This is a genomic window from Nostoc sp. (assembly GCF_036917235.1).
GTDB lineage: Bacteria > Cyanobacteriota > Cyanobacteriia > Cyanobacteriales > Nostocaceae > Nostoc.
In genome coordinates this window covers 38,052-59,287 of the sequence record NZ_JBALDU010000076.1, presented here as the reverse complement: position 1 = coordinate 59,287, position 21,236 = coordinate 38,052, and the positions used below count along the sequence as shown (strand labels likewise).

Sequence of the window (21,236 nt, the reverse complement as noted above, 5' to 3'; positions counted from 1 at the left end):
CTCAGTTGCACTCAATTTAATAAATCCTCAACATTTAAGAAACTTGTTTGCTAGTTGCTGCTACTGTACCTCATAACAGCCGTAAATGCTGTAATAAAGATGTAAATGGATAATCTTTTTAACTTACCATAAACACTAGAAAATTATCATCTACTTGTACTTCAAAATACAAGTAATACTACCCAAAAATCTCTACATCAAGTAATAATTGGTCAGCCTCAGTCATTAACTCATTTTCGCTAGCGCTGGCAAATACCTCTATTTGTTCAGTCGATTCACTTAAAACAATCATTTCTTCCTCTGCGCTTACCTCAGCGTACCTCTGCGTTAAAAAAAAGAAAAAAGGTGGGCATTACCCACCCGACAAACTTATCCCTTCACACAAAGAACTTGCTTGAGAGTCGCTACAACCTCAACCAAATCTGCTTGATTTGCCATAACTTGCTCTATCGGCTTATAAGCACCAGGAATCTCATCTAACACGCCCTCATCTTTACGGCATTCCACACCATTTGTTTGCTCTATTAAATCATCAAGTGTATAGACATTTTTTGCTTTATTTCTAGACATCAAACGCCCTGCACCGTGGGAACAAGAACAAAAACTGTAGGCATTACCTTTACCTTTAACGATGAAAGACTTTGCCCCCATCGAACCAGGAATAATCCCATAATCTTCAGTTTGGGCGCGGACTGCACCTTTACGAGTAACGTATACATCCTCATCAAAATGTACTTCTTTTTCGGCGTAATTGTGATGACAATTAACCTGCAATAAAGGTTTAGTTGCCTTCCCACCTGCTAAATGCTTCTCAACAATATGCTTAAAACGCGCCATCATCACATCGCGGTTGACACGCGCATAGTTTTGTGACCATTGTAAATCGTGCCAATATGCCTGGAATTCTGGCGTACCAGCGACAAAGTGAGCTAAATCTGGGTCAGGCAATTTATTACCAGCCATTTTTGCTAATTCTCTGGCTGTGTGAATATGACACTGGGCAAGTTTATTGCCAATGTTACGCGAACCAGAATGCAGCATCAGCCAAACTTGATTCTCTGTATCGAGGCACACTTCAATAAAGTGGTTTCCTCCACCGAGAGAACCCATCTGTTTCATTGCTTTACCTTGTAGGTCTTGCACGCCGCGATGCAAGTCTTTAAAATCATCCCAGTGCTGCCAATTGCTGACAGATTTTTCAACGTCTTTATTTTCGTTGAATCCAGTCGGAATTGCTGCTTCAATATCCAGGCGGATTTTCTTTAATTTACCTTCTAGTTGTTCGGCGGTAAATGCTGTTTTGACAGCGCTCATACCGCAACCAATATCCACACCGACAGCAGCTGGGATAATTGCCTCTTTGGTTGCAATTACAGAACCCACTAAAGCACCTTTTCCTAAGTGAACATCTGGCATTAATGCCACGTGCTTAAATACAAATGGTAATGATGCCACATTCTTAGCCATCTTGGTTTCTTCTGGGCCCAAAGAGTGATTTGCCCAAGATAAGACGGGTGATGGTGTGGTAATTTCTAACTTTTCGTAGGGCATAATCGTTTCTATTTTGGATTTTAAATTTTAGATTTTGGTGAGGCAGTGCGGTCTTGGGGGTTTCCCCCATGAGCAACTACCGAACCCGTAGGGATTTGGTGTAGGGCAGTGACACTTATCGGTATGACATATAACCCATTACTTAGTTATTTGTAGCAATTTATATGTTGTATTGTCTTTAATTTGGCTCCCTCAATTTTCGTGAAGCTGAAGAACTACTTTTAGGAGTTATATTTTGTAATACAAATGTAATATATTAAGTTACAAGCGTCAACCTATCACCACAGAGAGAAAGCAGATACTTCCCAGATGTATTAAAATTTGTAAAGAAAATCACTTTGTTTAAATAGCTCCTTAAAGTTCTGACACAATATGGCAGTCCGTCAAGATACAATCTGGGAACGTTTTTTATCCCCTGTAGTGCGTCTTTTGATTGATGAAGATGGGTTACGGCGTTACGCTGATAGTATTAATTGGGAAAAAGAGAGCGATCGCTATCGACGAGATGATGTCATAATTCCGTCGTACTACAGTAATCAAAACTTTCACGGGATTACTAACGGATATCTCAATTCCGATGCAGCAGTTACTTACGATCCGGTTACTCAATACGTTCTACCGCCTAATGAAGGTATTGTCCGTCAAGCTTTAGTTGATGCCGTGAAGGTGAAACCACGACGCATACTCGATTTAGGCTGCGGTACTGGTTCCACTACTTTAATGTTAAAACAGGCTTTCCCCGAAGCGGAAGTTATTGGTTTGGATTTATCACCTTATATGCTGGTAAGGGCGGAAGATAAAGCTAGAAATGCTGGCTTGGAGATAGTCTGGCGACACGGAAATGCTGAAAAAACTGGTTTGAGAGATGCAACATTTGACTTGGTAACAGCTTCTTTGCTATTCCACGAAACACCAGATGCAGTGTCTCTAGCAATTCTGCGGGAAAGCTTCCGGTTGCTGGTAACTGGAGGACAAGTATTAATTCTAGATGGGAATCAGAAGACTCTGCGTCAGTTAGAATGGCTCAATGATGTTTTTGAGGAGCCATATATTCGTGAGTATGCTGCTAGTAGTACAGAAGCGAAGATGGGTGCAGCCGGATTTGAAGCAGTGCGATCGCAGGATGTATGGTGGATAAATCAGGTAACTAGCGGCATAAAACCAATAGCAACCGAAAATGTCCGTCATTATACTCCCACATCAGTAGATAATGATGATTTGGAGGGACTTGGTTCTCCAGCGTTTGGCATAATGGCATGAGTTTAAAGGCAGTTCTCTTTGATTTTAATGGTGTCATCATTAACGATGAGCCAATCCACCTGCAACTGATCGATGAGATTCTCATTGAAGAAAATCTCCAACCCCAAAAGGTGAGTGAGCGTCAAGCTTCTTTAGGACGCAGCGATCGCGCTTGTTTTGGGCAACTACTCGCTAACCGTGGTAGAGTAGCCAATGAAAACTATTTAAATCAGTTGCTGTACCGCAAAGCCCAAGCTTATACGGTGGAACTAGAAAAAATAAAGAAACTGCCTTTATATCCAGGTGTAGAAGACTTAATATTTCAGGTGCGATCGCGCAATCTGAAACTAGGATTAGTTAGTGGCGCGATTCGCACAGAAATAGAACTAGTACTTAATCGTGCTAAACTCGCTGAACATTTTAAAATTATCGTCGCTGGTGATGACATCACTACCACTAAACCAGAACCCGATGGTTATTTACTGGCAGTGAAACGCTTGAATAAAGAATATCCCGAATTGAATCTTCAACCACACGAGTGTCTGGCAATTGAAGATACTCCAGCAGGTATAGAAGCAGCGAAGCGATCGCAAATGCAAGTTGTTGGTGTAGCGAATACTTACCCATTCCACATGCTTCAGCGCTGCTGTAACTGGACTGTTGATTATCTCAGTGATTTGGAACTCGAACGGGTGCAAAAAGTTTATTCCCAAAAACAGCCTCAACCATCGGTAACTGAATGTTAGAATAATTTATGGTGATAATGTTTTAAGTTAATGAGTAATAGTACTCTTGACTTAGCAACCATTAAGGGGAATTAGCTCAGTTGGTAGAGTGCTGCGATCGCACCGCAGAGGTCATCGGTTCGAATCCGTTATTCTCCATTTGTCCATTAAATAATTATTGTCAGTTTTAAAGAATTATTGTCCAATTTTACGAAATTCAGGGACATAAGTTACGCATTTCCGGGGCTTTCAGCAATTAATCCAGTTTTAAAGAATTATTGTCCAGAGTTGAAACCAGTTTTAAAGAATTATTGTCCAAAATCAGCCTGTAAAACTCGGACAAATATATGTTTTCTAATTTAATAAATTACAGCAAGCCCAAGGCTCTTGAATTACAAGACTAGCTTTAAAGCGCTTTATTTATAGTCTAATTACAAAAATATACTACCTCTTCTTTTCTTGTTTTCACTCAAGCAGAGGCATTACTACTATAAAATAGCTGCGTCTTACGTGCGATCGCAACGCTCCTTTCAAACCACCCTAATACAGAATTATATAACCAAAGCGCGTACTTCGGTGATCACAACTTTCAACCCGCCACCTAACGAGACGGCTTTGGAAACGCAATTACAGACCCGTTCTACCCAATACTCGATAAACTTTCAACCCACCACCTAACGAGACGGCTTTGGAAACTTAATACTAGACTCTGGACTGACTACCTGAAACTACTTTCAACCCACCACCTAACGAGACGGCTTTGGAAACCGCACCCGTGAAAACTATTGCCAACAAGGGCTTCTGAAGGCAAAATTGACAAGCCTCCTTTAATTCCTATTTTCTACAGTCAATGAATAAAATTTTATTCATGACTAAAATAGTAATACCCAGTGCAGACAGGAGTTTTGAACATTTGGCAGCACTCCAGGGATTTTGCCCCCGCTTTGATCTGCCAAAAATAAAAATTAGGGGGTGGTAGTTCGGTAGCCACCGTGACGGTATACCCGTACCCTTACTTTGTTGTAAAGTAAGAGGTAATGATCCTCCTCGTAAAACCAAAATCTAAGATTTCAGTAGTACAGGCCGCTCTGTCACCCAACACCAAGCTAAAAGAGTTTGATGTCAAGAGCAAAGGTTCTGGGCTGTTTGGAACCCTAACACCTTATACTTCCCATGCGTCTCGGTGCGAGTACTTTCTCATCTAACAGCAGCATTAGCTTACCCAAGCAATTACTGCTAACAAACATTTAGATGACCGCATAGGTAGAGTTGGCAGCTACCAGGGTCAGAAAGAATACGTTTTCCCAAACGCTAAACTAACCCATTCCAACAGTATTTACATAAAGGGGTTAATACTGTATTAGCATCATACAGTTAAGGCTCAAAAGAGCATGTACGACGGCACCGATTTCACATCTATTAAATCACAATACCCTTCACTTAGTGCTAAAAATCTTTGTCAAACTTAATTTTTTTAACGTAGACGCGGAGGGTAGCCTGCGGCAATCCAAGCGCAAAGGACACAGAGAAAAGGGAGAAATGCTTAACTAAACCGCATTGTATTAAATCTTACTTTTTGATTAGAAATTTTATTTGCTAATAGTATTAATTCGGCATTGGTAAGCATAAAATGCTACATCCATAGCTTGTTCTTGCAGAGTACCATAATGGGGCTGGATGCCAAATTCAATACTAATTTTTAATTCAGCAGATTTCGACGTTATGGATTCTTGGAGTCTGTTGTAACTCCAATTGTGTATTTGACGGTTATATTCTTTAACATATAATTTTTGACCACTTACATCCCCTGGAATTTTTGTCTCAGCTTTTGCTTGAATTGCACTGGTGCGAATTTCTCTTATGTCTTTTAATGTATGTAGTACAATACAACTTGCTTGATAAGACTTAGCAGTTTCTACTATTCTCTTTGCTAATAATTTATCAATATATTCCCCTAGTTCCGATTTACCCATATTGCATGGCGAATCTTTTTTCTGAGCTTTTTCTCTCTCTTTCCTTAAATGCACTTGTTGTCGTTGTCTACGGCTTAACAGGTTAAAAGCACTGCCTAGTAACTGTTTTACTGTTTTACATACAAGTACTTTTTTGGTATTTGTATCGATTATAGCAACTGTTGCTAATTCAACAGGATGAAAACTGATGCCAACAATTATGTTAGATTGACCTTGATAAGCTGGCTTACTAGGACGAGTGAATGAATTATTAAGTCGAGACAGCGAAGATTGATTTGCTTTCAGTTTTTTTTGTTCCTGTTTATCTAAATTTTTATTCTCCTCTGCTTTACTTACTCGTTTTTGCACTTGAGCAGTCTCTTCTTTTCTCACCTCCTCAGTACCTTCTGCTGTCCATAGACGAGCATCATAGGTGCAATGTAGCGCTAATTTATGAACTTTCCACGGTTCACCCTTGCCTTCACCTTGTTGCCATAATAACTGTATAGAACGTAGTGTAGACAAGCTACCTGAAAGCTTTTCTTTACCTTTTTCGTTTTTTGTAAAAGCTTTGTGATCTTCTAGAAAGCGTTCAAAAAAATGACGCTGCCGTTGATTACAACAAATTTTAAAGTGATAATTAGCCCAGCCATTAAAGTAAACAAAAATATCTCCTTTTTCGTTTTTATAGCAACCAGTGAAATCGCTATATAAATAATGGATTGGATATGGGAAATTAGATGTCTTTTTAGATAAATGATCTATCCATTCCTTATATTCTTCATTGTCTTTAGATGCTTGATTTATTAGATTATCAAATGCCTCATCATATATTTCTCCAGTTATATCTCTACCGTTAGGCAATCGGTTATTTTGAATCTGTTTCTCCAAACGTCTAATCTGGACTTCTTTTTCAGTACGACGTTTTTCAAGTTTTTTGATATTTTCCTCTACTTCACTGACTTTATTATAATTTTTGAGCAAATAAGTAACTGCACAACGTGTTACAACTTCCTGTGTTGTTCTGTGAATTTCATATAAAATTCCATTCAATGTTTTTGGAATAATTTTATTGGCATCTTCTTTTGGAACACGATTTTCTTTTACACTGTTTTTTTTAATTATTTTCGAGCTGGATTTTGTTTTATTTTTATTATCATTATTAATTTGTATTAAGACTTTTTCCGGTTGACTAAGTATTTCTTGTGCTTTAGAACGTATTATTTGTAAATCGCAATTACTTTCTTCCACAAGTTCAACATCACTCTTGAGTATATTGTTGAGAAAATACTCTTTATGCTCTTTCTGGTTTTTTCGTTTTTGATATAAAGTAAGCCATGAAGAATAAACCATTTTTACAAAAGAGTCTGCTGATGAGCGAAGACGACCTGACTGTTTCTCCAATTCAGAATTTTTTGTTATAGATTCACGTAATTTTGTGATTTCGTTCTTAGTTATATTTCCGTTTTCTTTATTAGCTTCAAATTCTGGCTGTTCGCTTACACTTTTTAGCAATTGAATAATTAGAGGAGTATTTTTTTGAGTCATCTCTTCCCATACCTTTTGAAGCACATCTTCACTAGCATCCAGATGGCATCGTATGGTTCTATGGATTGGAGACGTGGATTTTTTATTACTATTGCGGCTCATAATAGCAACCTTTCTATAAAACAAATAATTTCTTATTAGTCTTCGCCAGATAACGATCGCCACTTGACCCGATCGCCATAAAAAAATCTCGATCGTTTTCAATCTACCATAAAAACATTGCCACACATTGTTAAACATTATTGAACCTTGTAAAAAGGTTGTGAGGGTATGATGGATTGGCGACAAATCCTTATAGAGTTGATGAGCCAGAGCGATCGCGTACAAACTTCGATATATTTCCCCAAAGATATCCACGAAGCTTTGGTGAAATGGGCTGAGGAAGAAGACCGTCCCATCAGTAATCTTGTTGTGCGGCTTGTGAGTAAGGCAGTTGAGGAGCGACAAAACAAGCAGAATCCACCGCAACAATAAGCCAGCCATCGGGAAATGATTTTCCTTGACAGACTGCTACCCCTCATCGCAATTTATAAGCTAAAAATTGCGCCGTTTTTTGCTAACCAATCTTTTCTTTCCGCGCAGTCAGGTAAGATTCGCTCTACCCTGTCCCAAAAATCTCTATTGTGGTTGGGTTGAACTAAGTGAACCATTTCATGAACTACGACATATTCAATCATCGCATTAGGAAGCAAAGCAACATGCCAGTGGAAATAAATATCACTTTTTGGGTTACATGAACCCCAACGATTACCGAGTTCGCGCACTTGGATAGAAGTAGGTTTTGCGCCGATTCTGTTAGCGATAGATGTAGTAATTGATTCCAAATGCTGTTGAATATGACCGCTATACCACTGAATAAATAAATCTCGACCTTGCTCTTGATGCGATCGCAAAAGTTCAAAGCGTCCTTGGTAAAGTCTAAGTGGGTTGTTTGCGCTGTCTACTAATTTCAGGCGATAGCTGCGTCCTAAATAATAGAAGCCTTCGCCAGGTAAATAAGTTTTTTGTTCAGTTGGCTGTTTTATCGCTGATTTTTTCAGCAGTTTGTTGTAAATCCAGAAGCGGCGTTGTTCGATAATTTGTCCTAGTTTTTCTACTGGGACTTGAGGTGGTGTTGTTATGATTAGTTGACCGTCGCGTTCGATGGTAATTTCAACTGTGCGACGACGGGGGCTTTCGCGCAGTTCAAAGGAGAGTTCTCCAACATTAATGGTTTTCATCGCCCTCGATTTACATCGTGTCGCTCGGCTAATTGGGTGATTTGATCTGCTAAACCATCCAGTTTACTATCTGGGAAGACATTTAAATCTTCTAATTTCAGCCAGATATTCTTGCAGAGGTTTTCTCTGGCTACCAAATCGTTCCAGAAGCCGATTACATAACTTTGGTTGTAGATATAGTCTACCAGTTCGGTGCTAAAGGTTTGGAGTTGGGTGGAAATTTCCGGTGTTGGTAAGTCTAGTGCATCTATGAGAGCATTGAAGAAGGGGCGAATTCGGGCTGATGGTTGATTTTCGCTAACTTCGGTTTGTTCAGTTCGAACTTTTTGCGCTAGGTTTAAAAATTCTGTAGCGATCGCATTCCAATCTGCACCCAAACGTTGTAAAATTTCTTCTAGTTTGTCGCTGAGGTTGCGGTAATAAACTGGGTCATCGTCTAGATGGGTGCGGATGTGGTAACGGATGGCGTGTTCCATTTCCGCCGCACGAGTTTCGACAGAACTTCTTTGTTGTACCCGTTGCTCAAAGTCTAAGTCAAGAATATTTACTGGTGAGACTTTCAGGTTAATCCCCTGAGATTGGATGTGTTGGTCTATCAGCGCTTGAACTTTTTCTTTCGCGTCTTCTGGGCGTTCATCTCGGAAAATATCATCGACTAATTTCTTTAATTCTCCCAATTTTTTCGCATCATTGAGGTAGCGCAAAGCTTGGGGACGAGGTAAAAAGGCATCCATTGCTTGCAGAAACTCCCGCAGCAGTTGATAAAATTCTGCACGCGATCGCTCGTCATGATTTAGGATATTTACACAAGCTTCTTTGTCATCGGAAATATTTAAGTTGCGTTCTTGCCAAAAATTCATTGCCCGTTGATGGGCTTGGTGTAGTTTGGGTAGTTCTTCTTGGATATCAAACCAAGCACCATCGACATCTTCTTGATCGTAGACACTCATGGCGGCGGCGATGTCGATGCCGTAATAGTCTACAATTAAACCGTAGTCTTTACCTTCGGCGGTGCGGTTAGTACGAGCGATCGCTTGTAATAAATCATGTTCTATTAAGCTGCGGTCTACATATAGCACTTGTTCTAAAGGTGCGTCGAAGCCTACCAAGAGTTTATTATTCACAATTAAAAAAGCTAAACCGTCTTCATCTAAGCTTTTCCAGAAACGGTTTTTGTAGATGGTGTGGTTGTTTTCATCAGTCCATTGTTTCCAGGCTTGGGGGTCTTGTTTGCTGTTGGCGGAGATAATCGCCGCAAATTCCAGGCGCTTGATGGTATCTAGGTAAGGATAGGCTTGTACGAGGGTGCGGTATTCGGCTGGTGCAAATTCTAATTTCAGACTTTGCAAAATAACGGCATTTGACTCTAATTCTTGAATAAGTTCGTCTTTGGCTGTGGTAAGATATTGCTGGTACAAAACACAAGCTTGGCGATCGCTTGCTGCTACCTGAGCTTTAAATTTACCCTGCATGATGCGCGTGACATAGTGGCGTAAGATATGTCTAGCCTTGTCCTTCATCAGTTTTTTAGCGTTGAGGACGTTCTTTTTTCCGACGTATTTGGATTTAATCGCTGCCCGTTCTTCTGGGGTATAGTCTTGAAATAGCACCTCAAAAAGTTGGTCTAGAGTAGTGGCTCCTTTGACTGCTCCCATTGTTTCCAGACCTTCGTAGAAGATAGGAACGGTGACATTATCTTTTTGGGAATCACGGATACTGTAAATATCAATATAGGGATTTTCGTCATGGGCAAAGATGTCTTTTGTTTTCTTTTTCTTTGCTGAGATGATGGGAGTCCCTGTAAAACCAATTTTGGCACAGTTGGGTAAAGCTGCTGATAAATATGCGTGGAGAGTTTTATTATGAGAGCGGTGTGCTTCGTCGATTAATAGTAAAATGTCTGCGGATGGATTAAGAGCATACTTTAGCTCATCAATATCAGCGTATTCTTTGGGGTTATTAATTTTGTTAAATTTCTGAACCATCCCAAAAACAATACCCGGCCCTGTTTGTCGCAGTTTGTTCGCTAAGTCTTTGATGTTTTGGGCTACTTGCAAAGTTTGACCGGAAAGGGTTGCTGTTTCTGATAGTTGTTCTTCTAAATCTGTGCGATCGGTAACGATAACCGCTTTAAACTGTTGAAGTTGGGGAATTGTCCGCAGTTTGCGGAGGATAAACACCATATCCAAGCTTTTACCAGAGCCTTGGTAATGCCAGATAATACCGCCGCGCTGGTCTTGGCTACCGTGTTCTATTTTGGTTTTACCGTGTATTAAGCGGTCAATGGCTTTGGATACGCCTCGGAATTGTTGATAGCGTGGGACTATTTTGATGCGGCGGTTGTGTTTGGTTGTGAAGAGAATGTAGTGGCGCAGGATGTCCAGCAAGCTGGCGGGGTGAAGCATTCCGGCGATGAGTTGCTGGCGGCGGTTAAGTTTGGATAAGTCAATTAAATCTTCTAACTTTTCGCCACTTTTGACTGCTGCTAAAGTCTCGTCTTCGTTAATAGGGGAAGATTCTGGTAATAAGTAATTAGATGCACTTGAGATTAATTCCTCTTCGGGAAGAGTAGGGTTGGTGATGTCTAAAAGCTGGGCTATGAGGCTGGAATCGAAGGGGCTGGTATCTTTCCATTCGAGATAATGCTTGGGTTGACTCCCCACCGTACCCACCACAGCCCGCCCGGAGGTGCAGGAAATCATCAATTGATTGTAGTGAAATAGACGCTCAATTCCTTCGGGTTGTAAGCTGTTGCGTTGGTTGGAGTAAAGTAGCAAGTCTTGAATCCCAGATTTGAGCATATCTGCACCTGGGGCTTTGCATTCGATGACCACGAGGGGGATACCGTTGACAAACAAAATAATATCGGGGCGGTAGTGACCTTTGGGGCCTTTTACTCCCGGTAGATCGATGCGGAATTGGCTGATAGCGAGAAAGTCGTTACGTTCCGGGTGGTCGAAGTCTATGAGGTTGATGGTAGTTTGTTTACCTGTGAGTCCTTCGACTTTTACGCCTGTGAGGAGAAGTTTTGTCAGGGTTTCGTTTTTCTCCATCAGCTTACCGGGGCCGAGGTTTTGCAGTTGGCTGATGGCTTGGTTGATGCGGCGTTCGTCTAGCCAGGGTTGTCCGTTGGGGTCGAGGTTGATTTGTCGCAGTTGGCGTTGGAGTCGGGGAAGTAGGAGAACTTCGTGGTAGTTGTCCCGTTGTTCGGGGGTTGCTGCTAAATGGTTAGCTTTGATGTGTTCCCAGCCTAAACCGCCGGGAAGTAGTCGCATTTTTTGCAGTTGTTCTATTGTGGGTAATTCTGTATGTGTCTCTTCAAGCCCCGATCCCATCTTTTTCTCCTTTGTTGGTTAAATTTTGACGCGCACCCGTCCGCTTAATAGGTCGGACATTAAGCCTTTTTTTAAGAGTTTGAGTTTTTCTCTCAGTTTTGCCTTTTGCTGTATGTGGAGGTCTTGTTTTTTAAGAGCGTCAGTAATCCTTCTTTGCTCATATACTTTGGGAAACGGTACTCTAAAAGTTCTAACATCTGCAACATTCAAATAAGGGTTAGTGGTTCCTCCTGTTATTTGGTTAATGCGCGTTTTGATAATCTCAGAGTAAACTTGTGCAACTATATAGTCTCCTATTGCTTTATCAGGATTAGGACGTAAAAGCATCGTGCGCTGTCCTAAACAAACACGCATTCCTTCAGGAATAACAAAGGCTTCACCAACAGGTGCTTCTCTGGTAAAAATTACATCTCCCAATTGCGGCTTTAGTCTTGAAATACGTTGTGTATAGTCTTCTTCGCTAATGTAAGAGACTTCAGAAATATTAAATATTCCATCACGGATATTGAAGGTTCTTGCAATAAGAACTCCTTCATCTCTAAAGATCGGTGTAGTATGAGGACAATCAACAATGTTAGAACAAACAGATTCTAAAGACTCTACTTCCCAATCTTTGGGAATTATCCCCAAGGCCGATCGCTTAAACAATTCAGGGTTACGTGTATAATCTCTCAGTTCGCCATGATCGTCAATACCGCGTGTGAGGAGGTCGTGTAGCAGTCCGGCTTTAGCTTTTTTAAGTTTTATGATGTGAGTGTCGGTGAGTGCGATCGCTTTATCAATCGCGTCGAGAGTTTCAGCAATTGATTGTTGCTCTATTGGCAATGGAAGAATTATTTTGAATTGTCCAACCTGCTCAAGACTGAGACTAGCCTGTGCTTGTAACGTGTTTTCAATTGAGATTTGAGAACTAAATGCTTTTGATTGTAGAAAGTATTTAGCGTAAGAAGGAGAAATGATATCTTTCCGAAGGCGAATCAAAGCAACATTCTGATTAATATTAGCAGTTAGAATACTTTTAGGCACAAAAATAAAAATTCCCATTGTTCCTACAATGGAAAGCAAAATGTCTTCATAATGTAATCGAGAGCGTGATATTAATTGGTCTGCTTTTAATGAAATATATTTGATATCATCTAGTTTGAGTTCGCCATTAGTTGAAGCATTTACACCACGAAGAAAAGGTATGCCACTATCTACAAATTCATGTCCATAAGTTGTAGGAGTTGCACCTTTAGTAATCAATTCAGAAATATCAGCAAATTTGACAACACGCCACTCAGGAGGTTTTTCAATTGTTAACAAATAGTTCTGCTCGGAGCTTAATATTGTTTCAGACATACCCCAAACCCCTTAACAACTCACTCAACTTCTGATTAACCTCCTCCTCTTCCTTCTCAATTTCCGCCAACGTCACCCGATACTTATCCCACCAATTCTCTACCGCAGCAATCACCATCTGACGGTGTTCACTCACATATCTCTCCAACTGCATCAACAAATCCGCCTTAAACAAATCCAACACCAACCCCTGCGCTTTCTCCTCACTTAAAGCTGCACTCGCCGCTTCCAACTCCTTTACAAGTAACCCTTTCAACTCCCGCACCCGCTTACGTGCTTCCCTCAACTTTTCCAAAATCTCCTTGTAAGGTTGTAACTGCACCTCAATCTCGGCAATTTCCTGCTCTTTCGGGATCACCATTGATTGCAGATAAGCCAATTCTTCCTCTAACTCAGTCGTATCATTTCCCTGTTTTTTCTCATACTTAATCGACCCCTTCTTGCGGTCTGTTCCCAGCAATTCCTTCAGCCGTTTTTGACCATCCTTAATTGCATATTTCAATTCTTTCAGCTGTTCTTCTAATTGCTTGACAAAATTAACAGCTTCCCCATCTTCCGAGGCTTCCCCTTCCTCCCCTTGTTCAAAAGCTTCCTTTTCCTGTTCCAACGTCGCCACATCCGCCTCAGCATCTTCCAACTGTTGCAAATACTGGGGAACCAGCGCCGGGACAATTTTGTGACTCAAAGCGTCAAATTTATTACCAGATTGCTTACTTTCCGTATCTTCCAAAGCATCCCGAATCGTATCCACCCAAGAATCAATCAAACCTTTAAAACCCAAGTTTGCTAAACGTTTCAAATCGGCAGAAACCTCATAAGCATCTTCCCACCAGCTAGCAATAACTCCCATAGTCTTAAACCTATCTAACAAACCAATGGGACGCACCGCCGCCTCAAAAGTCTGTAAAAATTTTGCCCGCAGCTTCATCAACTCCTTGTTTTTAGGCAAATCAATTAAATGCTGTTGATGTTCCTGCCACCAATTGAGAGTAACTTGCCGCAGTTCCTCCTCCTGCTGTACAATCCCGGCGTCAGTTTCAATGCGCTGCTTAATTTGGGTGCGTTCTGTTAATGTCGGCTGAAAATCTAAATATTCTTCCATGTTTACCCTTCCCTCCGTTGCAACAAAGTCATCGGGTTAAAACCGTGGCTAGTAAATAATTCTTGCTTTGCATCCACCTCAGATTTTGGTACACCACCCAAAAGATGCGATCGCACATCTTGAGGCTCTGGCGGTGGGGTATTATCAGCATAGCGGCGAATATTACACTTATATTCGTTGTTAGCCAATTGTTGTTGAGTCACCACCGCCGCATAACCAGGAATCCCAGCATAATCGGCATTAGTTATAAAATCTTCATAAGCCGAGACAATTTTTTCTATATGTTCAGGACGCAAAGAATTTTGAGCGCGTCCAGCCTGAAATTCGGCATCAGCGTTGATAAACAACACCTTACCTTGAGTCGCTTTTGGTTTCGCACCTGTAGGACGCATCACCAAAATACACGCCGGAATCCCAGTCCCATAAAATAATTGTGGTGGTAAGCCAATCACCGCTTCTAAATTATCTTCTTCAATAAATAACTTGCGGATTTTCTTCTCTTCTCCACCGCGAAACAATACCCCGTGAGGCATTACCGTCGCCATAATCCCATCTTGCTTTAACACCGCTAGCATGTGCTGGGCGAACATTAAATCAGCTTTTCCACTCGTAGGGCAAAAAACCCGAAATCGGTCTTTAAACTCCATTTCATTATCTTTATTACCCCGGCTGTAGTTTTGCGAAAACGGTGGATTACTCAATATTCGGTCATAATGCTTTAAATCTCCCCCATCTTTAATGGGCACCATCAAAGTATCGTCATTCTGAAGCACAGCATTGGGGATGCCATGCAGTAATAAATTCATCTTGCAGATAGCCCAAACTCCACTGTTATTGTCTTGGCCGTAAAGCCTCAAATCGCGGGAATTTCCACCGTGTTCTTCTATGTGCTGCTTGGACAAAATTAACATTCCCCCCGAACCTACGCAGGGGTCATAAACCTCCATCCTTTCTTGGGGGTTGACAATTCGCACCATTAACTTCACCACCCCACGGGGAGTATAAAATTCACCGCCTTTTTTACCAGCAGAGTCAGCAAAGAAATAAATTAAATACTCATAGGCTGCACCCAACAAATCGGGAAATTCTAAATCTTCATTACGTAGCGATCGCTTGTCAAAATGTTCTATCATTTGGCGTAACTGCAAATCGCTTAACGTACTCTTGCCACCCACTTGTTTATTAAAATCAATATGGTCAAAAACATCTTGCAACACCGCCGGGTTAGCATCAGCAAGACTGTGTAATGCAGTATTAAGTTTATTGCCTATCTGTTGATGAAAAGTGTTAACTTGCTAGTAGCGGATGTAGCCTAATAACTTTCATGCATTAATTTTCCATTACCTGGAGACGTGATTAAGTTCACGTCTTTTTCTTATTTAGAGTTTTTTATTAATAGCGCTTCTGACGCTTCACCATTTTTGCAAAAGACAAGGAACAATGAGCGCATTCTCCTTCCACCCAATTGGCAGGAATTAGGAAGGGTGTTTCACAGTTAGTGCATTTTGTTAACAAATCCAACTGGTGGCGATCGCACTTCATTTTCTCCTTAAACTGCCACTCAATGCAGTGACAAGGAGCTTCTGCATAGCAAGCACCACATAACCGAATTGGTCTGGGTTTCATAGTCATACCCTTGGGTGGCAGCATCTCATATAGAACCCATTTGACATCTTTTACTGTATTGAAGTAAAGTGAGCGCAAAAGTTGTATAAAGTAGTAATGCCATACTCTAGCAGCCTCACAGACGAAGAGTGGAGAATCCTCGAACCTCTACTGCCTCAAATATTGCCGCCCAAAAAGCAGACGAGACCACCTAACTGGACAAAGCGAGAAATTTTGGATGGCATCTTCTATCAACTCAAGAATGGCTGCAATTGGGAAGACTTGCCCAAAGATTTGCCTCCCTATTCGACGGTATATTGGCATTACAAACAGTGGCGGGCTGAAGGAGTACTCGACAAACTGATGAGCATCTTACACGCTCAAGTACGTGAACAGGTGAAAAAAAAGCCAAATGGACAACTTTGCTCATCATTGACTCTCAAGCGGTAAAAAACACCTGTAATGCCAGCGCTGAATCAAAGGGATATTGTTTCTACAAATCGACCAATGGCATAAAAAGGCATCTAGCCGTTGATACCCTGGGATTTCCCTTCTTTACTCACTGCACCAAAGCGAATGTATCTGATGATAGGGGTTTGATTGAGATGTTGACTAAAAACATTGATTATTTTCAGTCAAAGCCCGTTAATATTCCCAAAATCACCATTCTTCTAGACCACGGTTATCACCCGGAACATCTGAGAGAGGAGTAAGAATTGGTTTATCCCCAGATTATGACGAAAATCAGGTTTGAACTTTCGCCAAAACCATCAAAACAAGAAAAGAAAGAATTAGGGCAGTCTGGGTTTGTTCCGGTTGCTGCGAGGTGGGTAATTGAACGTTCAAATGCTTGGATGGAGAGATGCAAAATTCTCGTTAAGAACTTTGAGAGAACTCTAGCTAATGCCACTGCCAAGGTTAATCTTTGTTTTATTCGGCTGATGGTTAAGAGGCTTGCAGTATCTTCTTAGATGTCAAATGGATTCTATATGCCTTGAGTGATTCTCCTCGATAAATCAGGTTCTCAAACTGTATAGATCCATGCGCTTGAACAACTCGTTGCGCTTCTTTCATCAAACAGATATCTAATTCTCGCTCATTCAAAGGTTCAGGCAGTTTTCTTCCCATTCCTCTAAACCATCGCTCAAATCTTGTTTCGCGGGGATCTTTGGGATATGGTTCGTGGTTATAAATATCACAAAAGAAACTAGCTAGGATTTTGTCTATATCTTGTATTGTCAAACACGCTTCTTTCTCTGCATTTTTGGGGCGTTCCTGAACATTTGACCCTGTATAACCAGGTAAATCTTCGAGAACTTGAGTATTAATAGTTCCAAAAAGCCGTTCTACAATACCGCCTTCGGGAGGGCGATCGCGTAGTTCACACTTAAATCCTAGTTTCTTACCAATGGCTTTTAGATGTTTTGATCCTAAATCTTTTCCACCATCAGTAAAAAAATATTGAAAAGGAGTACCGCATATTTCCCAAACTTTATTTAGCTGATAATCTTCAGAATACTTCTTGGGCAAAATAGCATGTCTTAAGGCTAAAGCCACCTCTGTAGAACCTGGTTGTTTGATCCATAAGTGGAAACCAACAACACAGCTTGAAAAAGTATCCACAACAGTAGTTAGCCAAGGACGGTCAGACAATAAATTACCATTACTATCAATTATGCGAATATCCAGTTTGGTATGGTCGCATTGAATAATTTGGTTACTAAAGTCAGCCTTAAGTAGCTGTCCATCTCGTGTTACAACTGTCATCCAAGATCCCGATCCCGGATTTCTGACTTTTGTCTTCTGTTTATGTTGTGCAATTAAAGGATCTAAAATCCTATAAACAGTAGCTTGATGAGGATAATCTCCTGGTTTCAGCTTCAGGTCAACGAGCGCATGTCGCTTTACTTCGCGAACTATAGATGCTGGTGAAATTGGATGTTTGTTTTTAATACTTTCTTTATAAATTGCTTTGATAAATTCTTGCCAGTCTTCGCTGACTCGATGTTTTCCCTTATCTGAGCGTTGTACTCCTGCTGATTCTGATAACTTGTCATCATGGTATTGCTTGAGGAGACGTTCTACCTGGCGAGTAGAAATACCAAGAGTATTTGCAACAGCCTGCTTTCTCTGAGACTTAATCGTGCGATTTGGTGATTCAGCAAGCCACTGGATCAGATTAAATATCAGTTTATGCCTATCTGATGTTTCCAAAATAATTTGGGATGGATCTATAACAAAATTACTCTTGTCAAGAAAAATTGCATCTGGAACTTGCGTTAATTTTTTCGTGAATTCAAATTGTTTGTCTGCCATTGGAGTGAAAAACACTCATGAATAATTAAGGTACTAATGTACCATTAATCGACTAAGAATGCGACATACAATTTGATAAATATCTAAATCTTAACAAACGACATTTAATTTGATAATTTAGGATTTACGACATATAAAATACGAATTAAGTAAATTTATTTTCTATGTCATTAAATAGTTTATAATCCTTACAGGATAAAGGTTTCAGTTATTTAGATGTGGTTGCGACACTATCTGCGAATTGCGACATATAATTATTTAATGTACATCCATATGTCCATTAAATAATTATTGTCAGTTTTAAAGAATTAATGTCCATTTTTTCCAAGTTCAGGGACATAAGTTACGTATTTTCGGTGCTTTCAGCAATTAAATGTTAGTAATGTGAGTTTTTATGTTTGAACAGCAACCTGAAGATTTACGATTATATGTTAAACAATTAGCTACCGAAGCTGTACAAAAATCAGAACCATCGACATGGTTTGAAGTGTTATATACCGAAGCTAAAGGTGATACAGCAAAAATACCTTGGGCAAAGTTAACTCCTCACCCTTATCTACAAGATTGGTTGAAGAATCATCAACCGTTCGCTTCTGGGCAAAAGGCGCTAGTCATTGGTTGCGGCTTGGGAGATGATGCCGAAGCTTTAGCTCATCTGGGATTTGAAGTAACTGCCTTTGATATTTCACCGACAGCGATTGCTTGGTGTCAAGAGCGATTTCCAAATTCGACTGTCAACTATGTAGTTGCAGATTTGTTAGCAATTCCCTCACAATGGCATCAAGCTTTTGATTTTGTTTTTGAATGTCGTAATATTCAAGCTTTGCCGTTGAATGTGCGTTCTGGGGTTATTTCTTCAGTTACCTCCTTTGTTGCTCCTGGTGGGATACTTTTGCTGATTACTCGTGTTCGAGATACAGAAGTTGAACCCTCTGGCCCACCTTGGCCATTATCAGACTCAGAATTAGCACAGTTTGAAAATGTGGGATTACAGCAAGTAGAAAAACTCGTGTTTTTAGAATCTGAGTTTGACGTTAAGCAAGTGCGGATTGAATATCAAAGGTATAATTCTTTGACAGATTTAAATTATACAGCCAAAATCTAATTCCTTACTGCGTATGGATTTTACAGATTCTCAAAGTGATTATTCTGGTTTACCGAACTGAGAAATTAGAGTAAACCGTAATTTTTTTTAGGTCTAATTAAGTGCGGTAATCATCATTTAATTAGGTGATGATTACCGAATTCACAGGAGTTTGAACCATACTTATTATGAATACATAAGCACAAAATTAAGTGCAAAAACGATTAAACAATAGCTGAAATTTTCTGAGAAAGAGTTATGGTACTAGTTCGTTACAACCCCTGGCAAGAATTGAACGCTTTAGAACGTCACATCAACGGCTTATTTGGAGATACCAGAGTACCATCTGCACGGCTTGAAAAAAGCTTTATCAGAGTACCTGCTGCTGAGTTGCACGAAACCGATGATGCGATTCATCTTAAGCTAGAACTGCCAGGACTGGAAGCTAAAGACTTAGATATTCAAGTCACCCAAGACGCTGTTCACATTAGCGGTGAGCGCAAGTCTGAAACTAAAACCCAAGACAACGGTATTACCAAGAGTGAATTTTACTACGGCAAGTTCCAACGTGTAATTCCTCTATCTGCTAGGGTTCAAAATACCAATGTTACCGCAGATTATAAAGACGGATCTTGAATTTGACACTGCCAAAGTCCGAGCAAGAAAAGAACAAAGTTGTCAAGGTTAATTTAGAACAACCTGCTCCATAAGTGCGAAACTACTCACCTCCAATAATTGATTGAGATAGCTAAAAGCCCAGTTAGAAATGACTGGGCTTTTTTGGATGCAATCTCTAATTTAAGCTACTTTAATGGGCTGTGACGCTCCTACGTCTCTAATGCTCTCTTTTGCTCTAAGAATTGGAGCGATGGCTGTACTGTTAATGAATTTACATTAATTACTCAAGAATCAATATCAATACAAATCACTGTAACGTATGGATTAATTACTGATTCAGGTACATCAATTGTTAATTCTCCTAACGGATTAGAATTGAGGATAGAATCAATAATTGCACAGCGACTTGTGTAGGTTAGTGCTGTGCCGTCAGCAAGAACAAACACCGATTTTACTTGTTTGATTGGTATACCCCTAACTGATATTGTTTCGTAAGGTTTCATTAATAGGTGTAAATAAATGCGATTGCCCTTACGAGTTGAGGGGCCGTAAAATTGCCACGGTTCTAATCCTGGGGTTGTATCAAGTATACTTTCAGAGTGGCTCCCCATCCAATCTGCTATATCTTTGAGACGCTCTAACTGCTCAGGAGGGATTTGTCCATTACCCATTGGACTAACATTAAGCAAGAGGTTGCCCCCTTTGCCTGCTACTTCGCAAAGAGTATGAATCAATTGACGAGACGATTTGAAGTTGCAATCATCTGAATTATATCCCCAACTCTCATTAATAGTCAGACAAGTTTCCCAAGGATGATCGGGTGGGTGAGGAGGAATAAACTGTTCAGGAGTCTCAAAATCTCCACAATTCGGAAGACGATCGTTGATGAGAATATTAGGTTGTAAATCACGAATCATTTTTGCTAATTCTTGAGCTTGCCATTGCTCAGGAGTGCGTTCCCAACTTCCGTCAAACCAAATGATGTCAATTTGACCATAGTTAGTCAATAATTCTCGTATCTGATTGAACATAAATTGGATATATCGCTCCCATTGTTGCGCTGTAGGTTGAGGGAGCTGGTCAAAGCGATAAGGTTTATCTGCTTCTGTAAAAGCTGGATAGTCTGGATGATGCCAGTCACTAAGCGAAAAATAAAGACCAATACGCAATCCTACAGAGCGCATCGCTTCGATATATTCACGTACAATATCTTTTTTATAAGGTGCAGATGCAATTGAAAAGTTTGATTCTTGCGTATGGAATAGGGCAAAACCATTATGATGTTTGGCTGTTAATATGGCATATTTCATTCCTAGACTTTTTGCTAAATCTGCCCATTCTTGAGGATTGTATTGCTGTGGATTGAAAGTATTAGCTGTGTAGTGATATTTCTCAACTGGAATATCTTTGCAAAAAGGTAGGCTGAATACACCGCCAACTAACGGCCAAGATAACTCACATCCTTGTTGGGAACTATGTCCCCAATGAATAAACATCCCCAATCGAGCTGTATCAAACCAGTTATTCATCATGGTGAAATTTGGCAATAATTCTGCTTAATAAAGGAGAAATAGCTCCCTTTGCATATTAGTACATATAT

The 21,236-nt window shown here is 40.3% G+C and carries 16 protein-coding genes, 1 tRNA gene and 2 pseudogenes; 9 read left to right on the top strand and 10 right to left on the bottom strand.

Features of this window, described 5'->3' with window-relative positions; all coding sequences use genetic code 11:
- Positions 1 to 369: 369 nt before the first annotated feature.
- Complete coding sequence (locus V7K44_RS21960) at positions 370 to 1,551, bottom strand: RtcB family protein (protein ID WP_334934306.1); 1,182 nt, start codon at positions 1,549 to 1,551, stop codon at positions 370 to 372.
- Between the two features lie 372 nt (positions 1,552 to 1,923).
- Here V7K44_RS21960 and V7K44_RS21955 point away from each other — a divergent pair, with 372 nt between their 5' ends.
- From V7K44_RS21955 to V7K44_RS21945, 3 genes are all read left to right on the top strand, one after another.
- Positions 1,924 to 2,811, top strand: a complete 888-nt coding sequence (locus tag V7K44_RS21955; protein WP_334934304.1) for a class I SAM-dependent methyltransferase — start codon at positions 1,924 to 1,926, stop codon at positions 2,809 to 2,811.
- Complete coding sequence (locus V7K44_RS21950) at positions 2,808 to 3,536, top strand: HAD family hydrolase (protein WP_334934302.1); 729 nt, start codon at positions 2,808 to 2,810, stop codon at positions 3,534 to 3,536. The genes V7K44_RS21955 and V7K44_RS21950 overlap by 4 nt, the downstream gene beginning before the upstream one ends.
- Positions 3,537 to 3,601: 65 nt before the next feature.
- A tRNA-Ala gene (locus V7K44_RS21945) sits at positions 3,602 to 3,674 on the top strand.
- A gap of 1,430 nt (positions 3,675 to 5,104) precedes the next feature.
- Here V7K44_RS21945 and cas12k read toward each other — a convergent pair.
- On the bottom strand, positions 5,105 to 7,117 hold the full coding sequence (gene cas12k, locus V7K44_RS21940; RefSeq protein WP_334934300.1) for a type V CRISPR-associated protein Cas12k: 2,013 nt from the start codon (positions 7,115 to 7,117) through the stop codon (positions 5,105 to 5,107).
- 168 nt (positions 7,118 to 7,285) lie between these two features.
- Between cas12k and V7K44_RS21935 the strand changes: the two genes are divergently transcribed.
- The gene (locus V7K44_RS21935; RefSeq protein WP_334934298.1) at positions 7,286 to 7,489 is read left to right on the top strand and encodes a ribbon-helix-helix domain-containing protein; all 204 of its coding nucleotides are present in this window, start codon (positions 7,286 to 7,288) and stop codon (positions 7,487 to 7,489) included.
- 53 nt (positions 7,490 to 7,542) lie between these two features.
- Here V7K44_RS21935 and V7K44_RS21930 read toward each other — a convergent pair whose 3' ends face one another.
- The 6 genes and pseudogenes from V7K44_RS21930 to V7K44_RS21905 form a co-directional block, all read right to left on the bottom strand.
- Positions 7,543 to 8,235 carry a M48 family metallopeptidase gene (locus V7K44_RS21930; protein WP_334934296.1) on the bottom strand — a complete coding sequence of 231 codons (693 nt, stop codon included), beginning with the start codon at positions 8,233 to 8,235 and terminating at the stop codon, positions 7,543 to 7,545.
- Positions 8,232 to 11,570: a type I restriction endonuclease subunit R gene (locus V7K44_RS21925; RefSeq protein ID WP_334934294.1), complete on the bottom strand. Its 3,339-nt coding sequence runs from the start codon at positions 11,568 to 11,570 to the stop codon at positions 8,232 to 8,234. Before V7K44_RS21925 ends, V7K44_RS21930 begins: the two co-directional genes overlap by 4 nt.
- Positions 11,571 to 11,588: 18 nt before the next feature.
- Positions 11,589 to 12,911, bottom strand: coding sequence for a restriction endonuclease subunit S (locus tag V7K44_RS21920; protein WP_334934292.1), 1,323 nt, complete (start codon positions 12,909 to 12,911; stop codon positions 11,589 to 11,591).
- Positions 12,904 to 14,013: a hypothetical protein gene (locus tag V7K44_RS21915; protein ID WP_334934290.1), complete on the bottom strand. Its 1,110-nt coding sequence runs from the start codon at positions 14,011 to 14,013 to the stop codon at positions 12,904 to 12,906. The genes V7K44_RS21920 and V7K44_RS21915 overlap by 8 nt, the downstream gene beginning before the upstream one ends.
- Before the next feature lie 2 nt (positions 14,014 to 14,015).
- The gene (locus V7K44_RS21910) at positions 14,016 to 15,230 is read right to left on the bottom strand and encodes an HsdM family class I SAM-dependent methyltransferase (protein WP_334934288.1); all 1,215 of its coding nucleotides are present in this window, start codon (positions 15,228 to 15,230) and stop codon (positions 14,016 to 14,018) included.
- 175 nt (positions 15,231 to 15,405) lie between these two features.
- A pseudogene (locus V7K44_RS21905) lies at positions 15,406 to 15,672 on the bottom strand (hypothetical protein); the annotation flags it as partial.
- A 63-nt stretch (positions 15,673 to 15,735) separates the two neighbouring features.
- Between V7K44_RS21905 and V7K44_RS21900 the strand changes: the two are divergent.
- Genes V7K44_RS21900 through V7K44_RS21890 form a run of 3 tightly spaced genes read left to right on the top strand, consistent with a single transcriptional unit; the run spans position 15,736 to position 16,589 of the window.
- Positions 15,736 to 16,068: a transposase gene (locus V7K44_RS21900; protein WP_334934286.1), complete on the top strand. Its 333-nt coding sequence runs from the start codon at positions 15,736 to 15,738 to the stop codon at positions 16,066 to 16,068.
- Positions 16,041 to 16,331: a transposase gene (locus tag V7K44_RS21895; protein WP_334934284.1), complete on the top strand. Its 291-nt coding sequence runs from the start codon at positions 16,041 to 16,043 to the stop codon at positions 16,329 to 16,331. The genes V7K44_RS21900 and V7K44_RS21895 overlap by 28 nt, the downstream gene beginning before the upstream one ends.
- Positions 16,332 to 16,334: 3 nt before the next feature.
- Positions 16,335 to 16,589: an IS5/IS1182 family transposase gene (locus V7K44_RS21890; protein ID WP_334934282.1), complete on the top strand. Its 255-nt coding sequence runs from the start codon at positions 16,335 to 16,337 to the stop codon at positions 16,587 to 16,589.
- On the opposite strand, the gene V7K44_RS21885 is transcribed toward V7K44_RS21890, so the two are convergent.
- Complete coding sequence (locus tag V7K44_RS21885; protein ID WP_334934280.1) at positions 16,564 to 17,934, bottom strand: transposase; 1,371 nt, start codon at positions 17,932 to 17,934, stop codon at positions 16,564 to 16,566. The two genes, V7K44_RS21890 and V7K44_RS21885, sit on opposite strands and share 26 nt — an antisense overlap.
- A 394-nt stretch (positions 17,935 to 18,328) precedes the next feature.
- Between V7K44_RS21885 and V7K44_RS21880 the strand changes: the two genes are divergently transcribed.
- Both V7K44_RS21880 and V7K44_RS21875 read left to right on the top strand, forming a co-directional pair.
- Entirely contained in the window at positions 18,329 to 19,039 is a 711-nt protein-coding gene (locus tag V7K44_RS21880) for a class I SAM-dependent methyltransferase (RefSeq protein WP_334934278.1), read from the top strand.
- A 237-nt stretch (positions 19,040 to 19,276) separates the two neighbouring features.
- Positions 19,277 to 19,728 (top strand): annotated as a pseudogene (locus V7K44_RS21875) (Hsp20/alpha crystallin family protein).
- A 192-nt stretch (positions 19,729 to 19,920) separates the two neighbouring features.
- Here the strand turns inward: V7K44_RS21875 and V7K44_RS21870 are convergent.
- Entirely contained in the window at positions 19,921 to 21,168 is a 1,248-nt protein-coding gene (locus tag V7K44_RS21870; protein ID WP_334934275.1) for an alpha-L-fucosidase, read from the bottom strand.
- Between the last annotated feature and the right edge of the window lie 68 nt (positions 21,169 to 21,236).